The 15,719-nt window shown below is 43.5% G+C and carries 15 protein-coding genes and 1 tRNA gene; 5 read left to right on the top strand and 11 right to left on the bottom strand.

Going from position 1 to position 15,719, the window contains the following annotated elements:
* Window positions 1–22 precede the first annotated feature (22 nt).
* Window positions 23–814: an SDR family NAD(P)-dependent oxidoreductase gene (locus AA84_RS0107415; RefSeq protein WP_028976661.1), complete on the top strand. Its 792-nt coding sequence runs from the start codon at window positions 23–25 to the stop codon at window positions 812–814.
* A gap of 67 nt (window positions 815–881) precedes the next feature.
* Here the strand turns inward: AA84_RS0107415 and AA84_RS0107410 are convergent, their stop codons facing one another.
* The 3 genes from AA84_RS0107410 to AA84_RS0107400 all read right to left on the bottom strand — a co-directional run bounded on the left by AA84_RS0107410 (window position 882) and on the right by AA84_RS0107400 (window position 5,330).
* Window positions 882–2,852 (bottom strand): fructose-bisphosphatase class III, encoded by a 1,971-nt coding sequence (locus tag AA84_RS0107410; protein ID WP_028976660.1) that lies wholly within the window; start codon window positions 2,850–2,852, stop codon window positions 882–884.
* Window positions 2,853–3,283: 431 nt separating this feature from the next.
* The gene (locus AA84_RS0107405; RefSeq protein ID WP_028976659.1) at window positions 3,284–4,354 is read right to left on the bottom strand and encodes a PTS sugar transporter subunit IIC; all 1,071 of its coding nucleotides are present in this window, start codon (window positions 4,352–4,354) and stop codon (window positions 3,284–3,286) included.
* Window positions 4,355–4,388: 34 nt separating this feature from the next.
* Window positions 4,389–5,330, bottom strand: coding sequence for a 2-dehydropantoate 2-reductase (locus tag AA84_RS0107400; RefSeq protein ID WP_028976658.1), 942 nt, complete (start codon window positions 5,328–5,330; stop codon window positions 4,389–4,391).
* A gap of 375 nt (window positions 5,331–5,705) precedes the next feature.
* Here AA84_RS0107400 and AA84_RS0107395 point away from each other — a divergent pair, with 375 nt between their 5' ends.
* Window positions 5,706–6,623 carry a YczE/YyaS/YitT family protein gene (locus AA84_RS0107395; RefSeq protein WP_028976657.1) on the top strand — a complete coding sequence of 306 codons (918 nt, stop codon included), beginning with the start codon at window positions 5,706–5,708 and terminating at the stop codon, window positions 6,621–6,623.
* A gap of 86 nt (window positions 6,624–6,709) precedes the next feature.
* Window positions 6,710–7,711, top strand: a complete 1,002-nt coding sequence (locus AA84_RS0107390) for a zinc-dependent alcohol dehydrogenase family protein (RefSeq protein ID WP_028976656.1) — start codon at window positions 6,710–6,712, stop codon at window positions 7,709–7,711.
* Window positions 7,712–7,770: 59 nt separating this feature from the next.
* On the opposite strand, the gene scfB is transcribed toward AA84_RS0107390, so the two are convergent.
* The 5 genes from scfB to AA84_RS0107365 form a co-directional block, all read right to left on the bottom strand.
* A complete protein-coding gene (gene scfB / locus AA84_RS0107385; RefSeq protein ID WP_028976655.1) occupies window positions 7,771–9,177 on the bottom strand; it encodes a thioether cross-link-forming SCIFF peptide maturase in 1,407 nt (468 codons plus the stop codon).
* A 190-nt stretch (window positions 9,178–9,367) separates the two neighbouring features.
* Window positions 9,368–9,517 (bottom strand): six-cysteine ranthipeptide SCIFF, encoded by a 150-nt coding sequence (scfA, locus tag AA84_RS17400; protein WP_037563235.1) that lies wholly within the window; start codon window positions 9,515–9,517, stop codon window positions 9,368–9,370.
* Window positions 9,518–9,636: 119 nt separating this feature from the next.
* Window positions 9,637–9,777, bottom strand: coding sequence for a hypothetical protein (locus AA84_RS18990; RefSeq protein WP_156031454.1), 141 nt, complete (start codon window positions 9,775–9,777; stop codon window positions 9,637–9,639).
* A gap of 372 nt (window positions 9,778–10,149) precedes the next feature.
* Window positions 10,150–10,290 (bottom strand): hypothetical protein, encoded by a 141-nt coding sequence (locus tag AA84_RS18985; protein ID WP_156031452.1) that lies wholly within the window; start codon window positions 10,288–10,290, stop codon window positions 10,150–10,152.
* A 222-nt stretch (window positions 10,291–10,512) separates the two neighbouring features.
* Window positions 10,513–10,731, bottom strand: a complete 219-nt coding sequence (locus tag AA84_RS0107365) for a hypothetical protein (RefSeq protein WP_028976653.1) — start codon at window positions 10,729–10,731, stop codon at window positions 10,513–10,515.
* 617 nt (window positions 10,732–11,348) lie between these two features.
* On the opposite strand from AA84_RS0107365, the gene AA84_RS0107355 reads away from it, so the two are divergent.
* A tRNA-Arg gene (locus AA84_RS0107355) sits at window positions 11,349–11,422 on the top strand.
* A gap of 330 nt (window positions 11,423–11,752) precedes the next feature.
* Here the strand turns inward: AA84_RS0107355 and AA84_RS0107345 are convergent.
* Window positions 11,753–12,010 (bottom strand): holin, encoded by a 258-nt coding sequence (locus AA84_RS0107345; RefSeq protein WP_223362573.1) that lies wholly within the window; start codon window positions 12,008–12,010, stop codon window positions 11,753–11,755.
* A 227-nt stretch (window positions 12,011–12,237) separates the two neighbouring features.
* Here AA84_RS0107345 and AA84_RS0107340 point away from each other — a divergent pair, with 227 nt between their 5' ends.
* On the top strand, window positions 12,238–13,011 hold the full coding sequence (locus AA84_RS0107340; RefSeq protein ID WP_037563232.1) for a 2-keto-4-pentenoate hydratase: 774 nt from the start codon (window positions 12,238–12,240) through the stop codon (window positions 13,009–13,011).
* Window positions 13,012–13,069: 58 nt separating this feature from the next.
* Here AA84_RS0107340 and AA84_RS17395 read toward each other — a convergent pair whose 3' ends face one another.
* Together AA84_RS17395 and AA84_RS19370 are read right to left on the bottom strand one after the other, a co-directional pair.
* The gene (locus AA84_RS17395) at window positions 13,070–14,641 is read right to left on the bottom strand and encodes a DUF4153 domain-containing protein (protein WP_236628075.1); all 1,572 of its coding nucleotides are present in this window, start codon (window positions 14,639–14,641) and stop codon (window positions 13,070–13,072) included.
* Window positions 14,642–15,127: 486 nt separating this feature from the next.
* Entirely contained in the window at window positions 15,128–15,652 is a 525-nt protein-coding gene (locus AA84_RS19370) for a 3D domain-containing protein (protein WP_420542178.1), read from the bottom strand.
* Between the last annotated feature and the right edge of the window lie 67 nt (window positions 15,653–15,719).

Below are 15,719 nucleotides of genomic sequence, written 5' to 3'. Positions count from 1 at the left end.
AAAGGAGTAAGGAGGGATTTTTTTGAATTTAGGCTTACAAAATAAGGTTGCCCTGATTACCGGCGCCGGCAATGGTATGGGGCTTGCAATCACCAAGTCTTTTTTAAAGGAAGGCGCAAAAGTAGCGGGTGGTGATTTGACTACTGATCATTTAAAAGATCTTGCACCCGCCGATACACTTCATCCCGTAACCGCCGATCTCAGTACAAAAGAGGGAGCAGAATCACTCGTCAAAGAAGCGGTCGATCATTTCGGACATATCGATATTTTAGTCAATAATGTCGGTATCGCTAACTATAAAGACAGTTTTCTAAAATTGACGGATGATGACTGGGATAAAACCTTGCAGACAAATTTGTATTCCATGATCCGGACCACACGTGCCGCGCTGCCCTATTTAAGAAATCAAGCGCATGCATCGATCATTTCAATCGCATCAGAAAGTGGTCATGTTCCTGATGAATTTGCGATTGACTACAGTGTCAGCAAAGCCGGCGTGATAAATTTGACCAGTGCGCTTGCCAATGAATTTGGCGGAGACGGTGTACGCGTTAATTGCGTTTCACCTGGACCAACGCGGACACATATGTGGGAACGGCCCGAAGGTATGATCGACATGCTGGCTGAGAAGTTCACTATGGACGGCGAAAAAGCGGTGCAGCATTTTGCCAAAAATGTCCGACAGATCCCCCGCGGCGAAATTGGCCGACCCGAAGAGATCGCGCACGCGGTTCTCTTTCTGGCGTCAGATCAAGCTTCTTATATCAACGGGGCTGAACTTCCAGTAAATGGCGGATCAATCAAATATCATTAATCCAGCAAAAAACTGCTGATTAAAAAGCGTCCAAACAAGACCATCGCGCCTTGTTTGGACGTTTCGTTTAAACCAAGAAATGTTCATTGGGACGATCCGTTTGAATGCATGCCTTTTTTTGATATTTATAAAAGAGCAATTGGTCCAGCACAGCAATTTGCTTCATCAGTTCACGACCAACATTGGTTTCTCGAACCTTTTTCCGTCGCAATCTTCGATCAACCAGCCGCCGTACCGAAAACACATCGGTTCCGTTCATCAGAACGTCTTCTTTTGAATGAAAATGTTGATGCGCGACGAGTTGCATCCCATAGGAATTGTAAAGCAGTGTGTACCCGGCTATCCCGGTTTTCGGCTGATATGCTTTAGAAAAGCCGCCATCAATGACAATCATTTTGCCGTTTGCTTTAATTGGATTCTCTCCGTTCCGTTCTTCAACCGGCGTATGCCCGTTAATGATGTGTCCCTCATCAGGATCAAGATCAAATTCACGCAAAATGTTTCGGCAAATCGATTCCTGTTCACGCAATGCATAGTAAGGATTTTTTTGTTCGACATGGGTTTCCTTATCTTCAATAAAGTAGCGTTCAAAAGTCGTCATTTCTTTCTTGCCAAACAACGAAGAGTTCTCTCCGGTCCAAAGATACCAAACCATATCCGTTGCAAAGTCATCCGTTTCCTCAGGATGGGCAAAACTGTCACGTACGAAACGTTCAAAGGCATCAAGCAGCTGTTTCCCAGACAAAGGCTTTCCCTGAACCGTCATTTGCTTCATGCTTCCGTCTTCATTAAGTGGAATGCAGCCGTGAATAAGCAGATTCCCGTTATAGTTGAGGTAGAGGCTCCCTTTATTGACTAAAAAGTTCATATGCCTAGCCAGCTTTTCAGAATGCTGCATCGAATAGAGCAGTTTATCGATCACCTGGGTCTCTTCGTCAAGCAGCCTGCCCGGATCATCGCGATCAATGGTCGCAAAGCACGTCTCTTTAAGCGGGTAGGTCTTCCCGTTTAGGTCAATGGTTTGCTTTTCAAAATTGACGCATTCGAGAAGCATTCGATGCTCCATATGAAACTCCGGACGCCGTTTCATAATTTGCATTTCTAATTTAAATTGAATGATTGCAATCGCTTGATGAATCTTCGTTATTTGCAGCCGTTCTTCTTCCGAGAGTCGGTCTTCACGCACGACTTTTGGCCGGAATGATTGTCGATCATGATAATACTTATCCGCAAGATTGAGCAAAGGGATCAGGTTGATTCCATAGACATCCTCGATAATATCAAGGTTATTATAACGAGCACAAATGCGAATCAAGTTGGCAAGACACACTTTTGAACCTGCATAAGCCCCCATCCAAAGCACGTCATGATTGCCCCACTGAATATCCGCAGAGTGGTAGCTCATCAGCGTATCCATAATTCGATCCGGGTATGGTCCGCGATCATAAATATCACCGACAACATGGAGATGATCGACAACCAATCGCTGGATGGTATACGCCAGTCCGATGATCAATTTATTTGCCTGACCTAATGAAATAATCCGATTAATAATTTTGGAGTAATACTCTTTTTTATTGGAGAATTCGTCCGTTTTGTAAAGGAGTTCCTCGATAATGTAGACAAAATGCTCTGGCAGCGCTTTGCGCACCTTGGATCTTGTATATTTTGTGGACGCAAACGCGGTCAGTTTAATCATTCGTTCAATCGTTGTCTTCAGCCAGGTGTTAAAGGAATCTTGATGAAGCGTCTTTCGTACAAGTTGAAGTTTTTCCTCCGGGTAATAAACGAGGGTGGCAAAAGCATCCGTTTCTTCTTGTGTCCAATTTTTAAATAAATCGCTGATTTTCTGTTTCACATTGCCGGAACCGTTTCGAAGCACATGCTGAAATGCGTAATATTCTCCATGAAGATCACTGACAAAATGCTCGGTTCCCTTTGGCAGATTCAATATTGCCTCAAGGTTTATCAATTCGGTCACAACTTTTTCTTCACGATCATACCTTTCAGCGAGCAAATCCAAATAGTTTGTGTCCATTGGTTTCTCCTTCACCCCTAAAATAGTGCTGATTCGCGCCGATAAAGATAGCGTTTTCAACGGAACGTTTAAAGAAAAACATCTCCTGTTCCAATCGCTTCTATCATCGTTTAAGTATATCACATTAAACAATATGTGTCTCATATTTGTTTTTCATTCTGATTAAGAAACGAAATCACGTCGCATCACAGAATCATCATCAAACAGAGGCTGTCCCAAAAAGAGATTCACCTCCTGACGTGCCATGTCTGCCGCATCACAACGCTCGAATCCATGCGCATTACAATTAAACAAAGGGTGTCTCATCGTGATCGACCATTGAGACACCCTGCATATTCTATTTAAAAACAATCTATGCTTAGCTGTGGGCGATTCCGCATTGCCCCTTTTGCGGCATCTTAGGACGTCGCGCGCTGCACATTATCTCTCCATCATCCGAGATAATGGAATACTTTTCCTTTTTTATATAGGCGCAATAGTTTTTCGAGCACAAACTGCACGAGAAGGCCGGCAACGATCGGGATGATGAACCAAACGAGGACGGCAAGCCAGGGATTAAGGCCGGCGGTAATCGAGGCAAGGGGGCCTACCAAGCCGACGAGACCGAACCCGGCGGATGAAGGGACACCGGATACACCGAACACTGCAACCGGGACGGCGCTGACAACGGCAGTAGTTAGAATCGGAAGCAGGATAATCGGATGGCGGAACAAATTCGGCATCATCATCTTCATTGCCCCTAACGCAATGGCCAAGGTCACTCCGGATTTATTCACTCGCCACGAATGAATAACCAGAACGATCGTCGTTACAGCAACACCCATGGCTGCCGCACCCGCAGAGACACCATTCAGTTGAATTGCCATTCCAATTGCAACGGTCGATATTGGTGAGATAATGAGAATCGCAAATGAGCAGGCAATCAAGATACTCATCAAAATGGGTTGAAGTGTTGTAAAGGCATTAATGATTCTGCCCAATGATGTCGTAATGTAGGAAACGTACGGCAGCAGAATCAAGCCAATAATACCGGCACCTCCGCCAATAACAATCGGAGAAAGCACAATGCTCACCGACCCAAATTTCGCCCCGATCCAAAGCACCATAAGCACTGCGATCGATGCTGTAATCATTGTATTAATCAGATCTCCGGTCCCAGCGCTTAGATAGCCGCCCACTGCGTGGGTCACATTGTTTGTAATCGCCGGTGAAAACTGCGTGACACCTGAGCCCACATAAGCCGCCCCGGCAACCACCGCCATATTCATCGGACTAAATTTGAATTGCACAGCGATTAACGCACCAATAAGCAGTGGTGTTGCGACTTGAAAAACAACAACCGCATGGGAAATAAAAAGCGCGATGCTATTATCGCCAAACAAATTAAGAATCGCACACAGTACTGCGTTGGGAATCAGACCGACAATGATCCCTAACGCTGTTCCCGACAGTACTTTGTTTATAAAAACTTTCGTGGTGAGTCGTTCTTCATGTTCCGTCATCATCAATTCCCCCTTTATGAATCCTGGGCTTCAGCTACTTTGCTTTAAGGATTTGTTCCTTCGCATGAATCAATTCTGTCAATAAAGCACAATAAGGTGTCGGTACGCCATAAGCCGCTCCTTTTCTAGCAACAGCACCATTAATATAATCAATTTCTGTCAAACGATTATTTTTGATCAAATCCTGATGCATGGATGGATAGTGAAGACCAATCCCATTCGGATCAAAGGTCTCAACCACATGCTGCAAAATTTCCTTTTGATCGAGGATGACATGCTCTTTTGCCGCGACTGCAGCAAACTCACTGATAATGGCTTTAAGAATCGGAATGGCTTCGGTTGTCGCGCCAAGTTCGCTAATGTTTGCGTTCAAAATCGTGCACGTACTGTTCAACGTCCCGTTCACGCACGCTTTTCGCCAAACCGAATACTTCACATTGCTGCTGTAAACCCCGTTTAGACCGGCGTTTCTCAATTCGGCAACAATTTTTTTGGCATGCTTTTCACCCTCAGCATCAATATTTTGTAATTCTACTTCTCCGGTTCCAAATAGCTTTACTTTCCCCGGTCCTTCCAATCCCGCCGTCCACATCGTAATACCGAGCACGATGTTTTTTTTGGGTACATAACGCGCGAGCGTATCCTCATGCCCTAGGCCATTGAGCAAACAAAGGACCATCGTTTCCGATCCCAAAAGCGGTTTAATCGATTGAAGCATGTCTTCCAGCTGCATGGCCTTTGTAAACACGATGATTAGATCGGCCGGCGTACTGTTTGACGCTATTTCATCAGGATAGAAAATGGGCATTCGTGTTGTACTCCGTTGGCCATTAATGTTCGCGCTTAACCCGTTTTTTTTAATTGCTTCAACATGTTCACGCCATTTATCAATCAGAACGACATCGTTTCCTGCATGGTGCAGCATCACTCCAAAACGGCTCCCCATCGCGCCGGCCCCCGCAATCACTATTCTCATTTTTTATTCCTCCTGGCTGATCGTTTTGTATGCGCTTACATAATATTCTCACCGTGACGTTTTTGTGAAATTTTTCCCATATTTTCATCTCGGATGAGGCGTAATCAAAAAGCGCATTCTATCAATTAGAAACGTGGCCTCAAGGCAACTGAAAAAACTTTTCACACGTGTTTTATCCGCCTTGAATCGCGCCGCTCGGCTAACGCTATCCTTGACAAAATAATGAGTTATTGAAAGAATTAATAGAGAACTACCGCCCGGAAATAAATTTCATAATTGTCGCTCATTGATACGGAGGAACTGCAGAATCAATGGGACATCAAATCATTTTAGCTTTTGACAACAGCATAGAGCAAAAAAATTGGAGGAAATTCTGTGATTGAAGAAGAAACGCATCCGCATAAGTTTTTTGAACGCGTCATTAGATCTTTAGTTTCCCTCGTCGGCGTAGCCATTCTCGCACTGGGTGCGACACTGTGCAAAGTCGGCAATGTCGGTCTTGATCCATTTACTGCAATTAATATCGGCATATCAGACAAGCTGCATTTAAGCTTGGGCGTTTATCAACTGCTGGCGAATATTGTGATCATCGTCCTTGTCCTTCTCCTTGATCGAAAAAAGATCGGAATCGGAACCGTTTTTAATATGGTACTTGCCGGTTTCCTGATCGATTGGTTCTCAACCCTATATTCGACCATATTCCACTATCAGCCAACCCTGCTGACATCAATCGTAAACGGTATTCTTGGTTTGCTGGTCTTTACACTCGGTACCTCACTCTACATGACCGCAGACCTCGGCGTCGCTCCCTACGATGCACTCGCCCCGATCGCATCAACGCGGCTGAAGATCCGTTATCTCTATTGCCGTATCGTACAGGATATCGCTTTTATGATCGGCGCATTGATCATGGGCGGACCAATTGGCCTCGCAACAATTATTATTTCGTTCTTTGCCGGACCGCTGATTACCTTTTGGGATCAGCATGTCAGTGAAAAAATGATAAACCAGCTCGTCGATTTCAGCAAAGAGCCATCCGGTAAAAAAATTGGACACGGCATCGATGTTGCAGGAAAATCAACTTACAATTTGGTGAAGGGAAGTTATATTCACACGGTTGAAATACAAAAAAAGCTCTCGCATTTTTCAGATCAAGAACTCGAACAGAAGACTCGACAGGTACGTCAAACCGCCACACAGGCACGCCGGGTGCTGAGAACTTCATTTGCCCAATTGCTTCTTCTGAAAAAAGAGCAGAACCGCAGAAAAAAATCGGAGGATAAACAGGATTAGTCCTGTTAAAAAGGGTAAATAATAGTGTATCTGTTTTACACCCAAATTCGCGTCGTACGTGCCTAATAGGAAAGGAGTTTTTTACTATGAAAGCACTTGTTTTAACGGAAAAAGAACATATGGAAATGCAGGATCGCCCTGCAGCTCCACTAAAAAATCACGAAATCAAAGTAAAAGTCAGCTATGTCGGTGTTTGCGGCACAGACAAACATTTGTACAAGGGGCTTCCCGGTTCAGGTGATGCCAACATGCCGGTTGTTCTCGGACATGAAGTTTCCGGAGTCATTGCTGAACTGGGATCAGAGGTTCACGGCGCTTTAAACGTCGGTGACCGGGTTGCGATCGACCCCAATATTCCATGTGGATTTTGCCATTTCTGCCACGAAGGCCGTCCTCAGCTTTGCGAAAACAATCAAGCAGTCGGTGTCACACGAGACGGCGGTATGGCCGAATTTGTGAACGTACCGGAAACAAACGTCTATCCGATTCCAGATAGCCTCTCGTTAAAAGCTGCTGCGATGGTGGAACCGGTCAGCTGTGCGGTTCACGGCATTCATGAATTAATGATCAAGCCCCATTATACCGCTTGTGTGGTTGGCGATGGCTTTATGGGACAGATCTTCACCGCTATCTTGGCAAGTATGGGCCTTAAGAAGGTTGCCGTCAGTGGCCGGAATCCAAAGAAGGTTGCGCTGCTCAAGCAAATTGGTGCCGATGACGTGTTCAATCCTGAGAAGGAAGAACATGGAGAAAGCTATGATCTTGTGATTGAATGTGTCGGCGTTACCGCAACTCAGGAACGCGCGATCGCCTTGGCACGCCGCGGCGGACAGGTACTGATGTTCGGCGTCGCTGATCCTGAAGCTTCGATTCGAATTAACGCTTATGATGTCTTTTTTAAGGAATTGACCATAAAAGGTGCATTTATTAATCCTCACGCCATGCAGGATGCGATACAGATGATGACAAATCGAATTGATGTCGAAACACTAATCACGCATGAGCTGCAGCTCGAGGATATTCCAAAAATGCTCGATGGAACAATTAAGGAAAAAATCACGAAGGCGGTTGCTCGCATCGCTCAGTGATCTGATCATAAAAAAGATCCCCTCTCAAAATGAGAAGGGATCTTTTTTATGACTTAAATTCACTGATTCGCTGCCTGTTTTTCCCGGTCCATCGCTTTCATCGATTGGGCGACCTTGATCATCATCGCACATTCAATCCGCTTGCGGAAGATGTCGCAGCTGAATTCAAAGTTGCCATTAAGCGAACCGGTTGCATGCAGCGAATTGGCCGGGCAGCCGCCGCTACAGTACAATTTTGCCCAGCAATCTTGGCATTCCGGTTTCGAATAGCAGTTGGTTTCTTTAAATGCTTCCTGAATTTCCGGTGTTTTAACTCCGTCCCAAATATTTCCCATGCTATAGGTTTCTTCGCCAACGAACTGATGACAAGGAAACAGCTCACCTGTCGGCGTCACGGCCAAATATTCGGTCCCTGACCCGCAACCTGAAATTCGTTTATGAATACAAGGGCCATCATTCAAATCCAGCATGTAATGATAGAAAATGAATCCTTTGCCCTCTTCTTCACGTTTCAGCATTTCTTTGGCAAGGATTTCATATTGCTCATAGATGACCGGAAGATCCTCTTCCTTAAGCGCATACGGTTCCTTAGGATCACAAATAACCGGTTCCATTGAAAGACGGTCAAAACCAAGATCGGCCATATGAAAAAGATCATTAGTAAAGTCAACATTATTATGTGTAAATGTGCCGCGAACATAGTATTCCTTCTCACCGCGCTTTTTCACGAAGTTTTGGAACTTAGGGACAATATAATCATAGCTTCCCTTTCCCGTGATCGTTTTGCGCAGACGATCATGTACTTCTTTACGCCCGTCAAGGCTCAGCACCACATTGTGCATTTCCTGATTGAGAAAATCAACAACCTCATCACGCAGCAGCAAACCGTTCGTTGTCAGTGTAAAACGGAACTGTTTGTTGTATTCCTTCTCCTTGCTGCGCGCGTAGGCAACGACGCTCTTGACGACCTTCCAGTTCATGAGCGGCTCGCCGCCAAAAAAGTCGACATCAAGGTTACGGTGGAACCCGCAGTTCTCAAGTAAGAAGTCGATCGCTCGTTTGCCGACTTCCTCACTCATGATCGCACGCGGACCATGGTATTTTCCCTGGCTGGCAAAACAATACTCACAAGTCAAGTTACATGTATGAGCAACATTCAGGCATAAAGCCTTCACATAGGTTTTTCGCTTTTTTAGATTAAACGACAGATCTTTAAACGCATCTTCAGAAAAGAGTTTGCCGGTTTTCTTGAGTTCTGCAACATCGTCAATCGTTTCGCGTATGCTTGTTTCTGAAACATCCGTATCCTTTCTATATTTAACTAACATTTGCCTCACAATAGCATCGGGTGCGTTCTTCTCATACATTTCAATCACATCATAAGCGAGATCATCCACAACATGAACCGAGCCGCTATACGTATCAAGCACAATATTGTATCCGTTTAATTTGTATTGATGAATCATCTGATCGATCCGGCTCCTTATTTAAAACAAAATGTTATTCATTACTTCTACGTCGGGCACAGGACGCACACGAAATTCATGTGCATGCTTCGGAGCTTCACTGTGCCAATCATGCTTAATAGAATCATAAATTAGAGCAAAGAAAATAGCCGCCCAGCTGAATGTTCAGTTGAGCGGTTGACTAACGGTCTTATCGATTTGCCGGTTCTGCGCACTGCTGATTGGCAACACCACAAGACGTTTTGCATGCAGACTGGCAGGATGTTTGGCATTCGCCATGTCCGCCATTTGTTGCAGACGCCTTTAAATTCATCGTGTTCAAGGTAACAATTCTTTTCATTTTTTCTAACCTCTTTTCGTTGTCTTCAGACCACTACTCAGATCAGTATACAAAAAGAATCGACTGGTGACTGTGATGTTTGCCATTGAAAGACATAAAAGAATAAAACAAAGATCTATTTATTTGACATGCTTAACAAGCTGCTGATGCTCAATACGAGCACAGACTTCATTAATCATTAGGATATCTCGTTCTATTTGATCCAGTCGACGATGTGCATCCTTCAGCAATTCAACAAATGAATGGTATTCCTTACTCATTAGTAAACCGCTCCTCTGCGCATTGTTGATCATTCAGATCATCTTAGATCATGTCTGACCACACCTCGATCGTAGCATCCGTTACCGTTTACAACATAATATGTCACCTATATGCACCCTGCAAAATAATCGAAAACCAGCGACAACCAAATAGAAAATTCGCCCCCCATTTCCTCCCGATTTTATTCAAAGCGAACGCTTAAGAAGTTTACTTACAGAAAACAAAAAACGCATAAAGTTGGTTCATATCGATTAAACAAAATGGCTATTTTATACACATTCTATGATTCAACATCAGTATCAATAAAGCTATTCAAAATTCATTAATGCTTAAATTCTGCCCCATTCCTTGGGCGTTTCATTTAGCAGATGCTATTTACCAAAGAATAGTTTATAAACCGTAAAAATCGCTATTCCCCAACCAATAAACCATAAAATTTCCATAACTGCTTTTTTATATTTTTTTGGAACTTTTAACCATAATCGCAACAATCTTTCATCTTCATTTTTCATTAAAGTAGCGACCAACCTTTCTGAACTATCTATTATAATCATAAGGCAAATTTCAACCGTGTAACAACGCATTTTTCATGCGTGACCTCGTATCTTTTACGTCCTCCCACATGATTAACTACATTACGGAGAAGCAATGATAGTTTCTTAAATGTTGAATTTTTATCTTTTTTTAACGGTCACCAGTGCGGAATCAGCTCTTCAATGTCGCCAATCGCAGATTTACCGAGCGCAATCAGCTCTGGTGCCCTGTGCAATCACGGCTTTAACTGCATCCTCTTTAACACTTGCAGCAAATTCAGATGTGAAAACTCCTTTTGCCTTGGCGTCAGCTACAACGCGCTGATTAAAGCCAGCAACGACTGTTTGAGCAATAGAAGTCAATCCATCAATAACCTTCTTAGCAATATCTACTTGCGCTGTATCAAGGTGTTTGTCCACTGCTGCTTTGTCCTAACGGCATCTTTAACAGAGATTCGGCAGCTTTGGGGTATAGCTCTCCTTCTTAAAGAAGGAATGTCATTCCCGAGGACTGCACAATGTTGAGCCGTCATCTTTCTGCTCATTGCATTACATGTAAACGGGTATAATAAAGAAACAAGAAATGTAAAATAAAACCACCAGTGCGTGAACACTGACGGAATAGCAATATCCGCGATAAGAGTGGATGCAGCGCATCAATGAAAACTTACACTTTCGGAAAATGGTCTGCTTCAATCAAAGCCACTGCAATGGCATATGAAGCGGATCATTTCTTTTTATCTGACAGCATCAGTATTAGCATTGCAAAACTAGTCATCAATGTTAATGCTTGGATACTATCGTCGGCTTTCCCCCCTTCAGAGGGCGTCACCGCATCCGCTCATATGCTTCATTTATCGCCTGTGTGATTATAGCATGTCATACCTATGTTTGAGGAATGAATCAACGGGTATATTGCTTTTGGGATCTTCTGACCAAACAAAAGCACGGATGAAAAAGTTTTTGCAGCAACCATTGACAGATCCTGTCATATTCTCTAAAATAATATAGGTCGTCATGAAAAAGTGAATACATTTGTCCCAGTAGCTCAGCTGGATAGAGCAACGGCCTTCTAAGCCGTGGGTCATGGGTTCGAATCCCTTCTGGGACATAAACGCTGATATAATAAGATTTCTGAAGGAGCCATTTATTTATCAGCAAAATGTAATGAATAATCATATTTTCTTTTCAAAGTTTAGCCTTCTTTCTTGATTTAATGAATCAGAAAAGAAGGTTCTTTTCTATGCCAAGAAATCATGGCAATGGGGCTTTATCCCTGTCAAACTGTTTTTATCAAGCGCTGGTTTACCGATCCGTCATAAAAAAAACTCTGCATCTCAGCAGAGTAAAAAGGTGACTATCCATTTATATAACGGAAGGATTATTCATACTATACAACTATGTTTAGTTATATTTCAAGTGTTTTTTATCGGATCCCCTTTTACCTATGTTTAAAAGTCTCAAATAAACCCGTTGCGGCAAGGCCACTGATTCCACCTGCCCAAACAAGGTAAGCAATAGGGACATCCGTGAACAAGAACGAAGCACAGAATCCGAGAAAGATGCCAATACCAAGGGCGCTCAGCGGCAGATCGTTATCGCTAATTTTGCCGGTTTGCTTTACAGCCTGTACAAGTGCGGTCGTGATCGGCGCGATCAGTGTTGCAATCAACAAAATTTGGTTCATAATTTCCTTCATTCAACCACCTCTAAGCCCTGACATGTATGGAGCATGACGGGCAACATTGTGTTTTCACAAATAGTTTATTCATCGTTTCTTTAAATGAGTGAACCGTTTACCTTAGAAATAAACCCGTTTTTTCTGACTTTTTTGTGAATGAGGGTTGACGCACGATCTCTCAGTATTATAATTAGCACTACAAAAAAAGATAGATAAATAAAAAAACAGAAAAGAAGGCGCTTAGGATGTTGGTTACAAAGGATGATTTATCAGAACAGTTGTATCAGGCATTGAGTAAAAATGAACCGCTTGATTTTAAAAATGCGGATACCTCGACATTGAGTTTGGAACATGCCTATGAGGTGCAGCACGCATTTAACGCAAAGAAAAAGGAAACCGTCAAGGGATATAAAATCAGTTTAACAAGCAAACAGACACAAGACATGTTCAACTCTGATTCGCCGCTTTACGGACAAGTTGTTGCTTCAAGTGTCTTGCATGACGGGGTCGAGCTTGCATTGGCAACACTCAACGAGCCACTCCTCGAACTCGAATTGGAATTCACCGCCTTGGAAGATTTGTCTCCTGAAGATAACGAAGAACAGCTGCTCGCAAAAACAGATGTTGCCCCCGGTATCGAAGTTCCCGACTCACGTTTCAAGGATTGGTTTCCAAACCTTCCACTTGAACTGGTTATCTCAGACAGTGCCGTGTGCGGTCGACTCGTTGTCGGCAAACCCGCAGCAAAAAAACCGACCGTTGACGAGTTAGCCCATGTTCATGCTGATGTACGCTTGAACGGCAAGCCGCTGACATCAGGAGAAGCATCCGAAGTACTCGGAAATCCACTGCATGCCTTGAAATGGCTTGTTGCACGACTCGCACAAGAAGGAAAAAAAGTCAGCAAAGGAACAACGGTTTCGACCGGTACCTTCTGCTTGCCGAAAAAATTGGAAAAAGGAACTTATGTTGCAACATTTACGCATCAATTGGGCGATGTCACCTTGCATGTGAATTGAATCAATCAATGAGCAAACAACCGGATTCTCTGCGAATCCGGTTGTTTTGCGTTATTTTTTAATCATCATAGATTTCATGAGAAAGTGATGGATCGAGTTGATTTCGTTGCAACTGTTCTTGATCAAGCAACTGTTTTGCACGCAGATTAGAGAGATTGAACGATTGCCATGCCTGTGGTTGATTGAGTATCTGTTTCTGTTCAAAAAGTCGGTTTTCCGCGACTTTCCGAACCGCGTCATCCTTGGCCTTGAGCAATTGAACCAAGTAAGGGGTTGCGTCATTCGACAGTGTTGCCAGGTATGCCACATCAATTTTCCCCGTCTGACTGTACCGATCAATGTTCCATCGGGCAATCAATACATCAATATTGGCATAGTTAATCACGACAAACGCGGTTATGCCTGCGAGCAAGTAGTATTTAAATAGCTTGATCCCTTTCTTCCAAATACGAAACAGCGTGACCAGAAATAATACAAAGAGCAGAATCATGAACGCATGGGTAAGCACACGTAAATAAGTAAATCCATACATTTGTTCATAAAGGTACATACGGATAAATGCAGAAACAAGCATGACCATCGTGCAGCAAACGAGCAATGACTCCAAGATTTGTATCGCACGGTTGACGCGCCCGCTACTCTGTTTTGTTAGATGCAGCAGTACCAGTAAAAGTGTAAAGTTGATCAAAGTGACCAGTACCAGTTCAAAAAAACCGCGTCGTGCGTATTCAGCATAGGTAAACTGCTGCGGAAGACCAAGCGAGAAGCTGCCAAACAAATAGGAAAACTGAATCAGTGTAAAGAATACGTAAATGGCATTGATTATACTTAGGATGGTCGTTACCACCGTCGCATCCATACAGCCTGCAAACGTCGTCTGCTCCGTTGAATCCGTGTAACGTGCAGGCTGCTTTGGTTTCATCATCAAACTCCAAATATAACTGAACGAAAACAGAGCCACAGCGCTTATAAAAATCAAACGCGGCATTAATGTATCGAGATTGAAACCAGCCAGCCAATGGGGGAATGCCCCTAAATAGTAATTGAATCGCTCATCCGCCGAAGAAAGCAGCATAAGTATGATGACCACGAGCGGAAAGGTGAGTACAATTCCAATGAAGACATTCGTCAACGTTTTGTTTTTCCCACCCGCCGTCCGTCGCCCTATCTGCTCCGCTGCAATTTTAAAAGGAACTGCAAGAAAAGCAAACGGACGATAGATAAAGCCGATCAGTACATCAATCACAAATGAGGGCGCATACCAATCGGCTCTTGCTCGCTTCGCAGAAAGCGTCGTCTGCATCACGATCAGGGTTGAAATCGCGAGCACATTGAGCACCTGAAACACTTCATTTGAGAAAAGGACATAGGTTAACGTCAACAAGAGAATGGGAATCATCAATCCCCCGGCAAAATTTTTCTGTACAAGAGCTGTGCTGCCCAGGTTCCAGAAAAAAACACCATAAAATGCTAGTACAAATAACGGAACCGAAATACCGAAGGCCTGATCAACAAAGCACTCGTTTGCAAGCAGGCCAAGCAGGATCGTTCCGAGCAAAAGCTTGCTGCCCCTCTGATAGCCATGCGGCCGTTTCTCTTTCGCTCCGTTTTCTGCTAAATCATTGACCATCTGTCGTCACGACCTTTCTTTTTAACTAACTTAATAAAGGATAAGTAAAAACCAGTCATTGCAGGTTGTATCCTCTTCACCACTTCATTCACCTCGATTGGATTATAGCATAGATATTATTGAAAATCAGTATTATTTTATTGTTTTTCGATATGTTTTTACTGTTTTATAACAAACACGGCGGATCATCCACACAAAAGCGGTCACCAGCTGAATAGCATTGCTTTATGCGTGCAAAAAAAAGGCATTTTCACTTGTATAAAACAAGCTGAGGCGGGTATACTAACTATGTAAGCGGTAACAAAAAATGAGGATGGTGGGTAAAATGACTGTACTTGGTGTGTTTGGCTCAATTTGTGTGATTATTCCAGTCGTTGCAGCCGTCGCATGGGATCGCTATCATTCGCGGGTGCAATAATAGAGAAAAAGACTTTAATAATGTAAAAGGCCCACGTCCTAAACTCGGGACATGAGCCTTTTTGTTATTTAGTGCCGATAGACACGAATCTTTAGTTTTTTTCTTCCCCACTTAATGGCTTGTTTCCTCGTTTTAAAATGTACATCAATGATTTTTCCTTTAATTCGTCCGCCGGTGTCGCGCGCAATCGCATAGCCGTAACCAGGAATGTAAACTTTTGAGCCAAGCGGGATGACACGAGGATCCACCGCAATCGCTTTTGCTTTCGGATGTTTCTTATAATTATAACCGGTTGCGGTACGGCCCATTTCGCAATAAGCCGTTGCACTGACGGTGATTTTCTTCGATTTACTTTTTGCTGCAGCAAAAGAACTCGGTAGTACGGAGATTAGAAGAACGATCACGGCGAGGATTAATGTTAGTTTTTTCATGACACAACCATCCTTTGTTTTCGTCTGAATACAATTTACCAATTCTATATAACAGCCGTGTATCATAACCGTTCTTGTTTTGTTACAGTTTAAATGCTTCGTGTAATAACCAGTTAAGAAAAACCGGGCAAAAAGCGCCCAGTCCTTACTTCCGCCTTCCATTCGGGCTTTGTTCATCACCTTGTGCACAAACGACACTCCAGCTGCTCGCTTGCCGCGGGCGATCCGG

This window comes from Sporolactobacillus terrae DSM 11697, assembly GCF_000648615.1.
Taxonomy (GTDB): Bacteria; Bacillota; Bacilli; order Bacillales; family Sporolactobacillaceae; genus Sporolactobacillus; species Sporolactobacillus terrae.
This window is presented reverse-complemented; position numbering and strand designations above follow the sequence as displayed.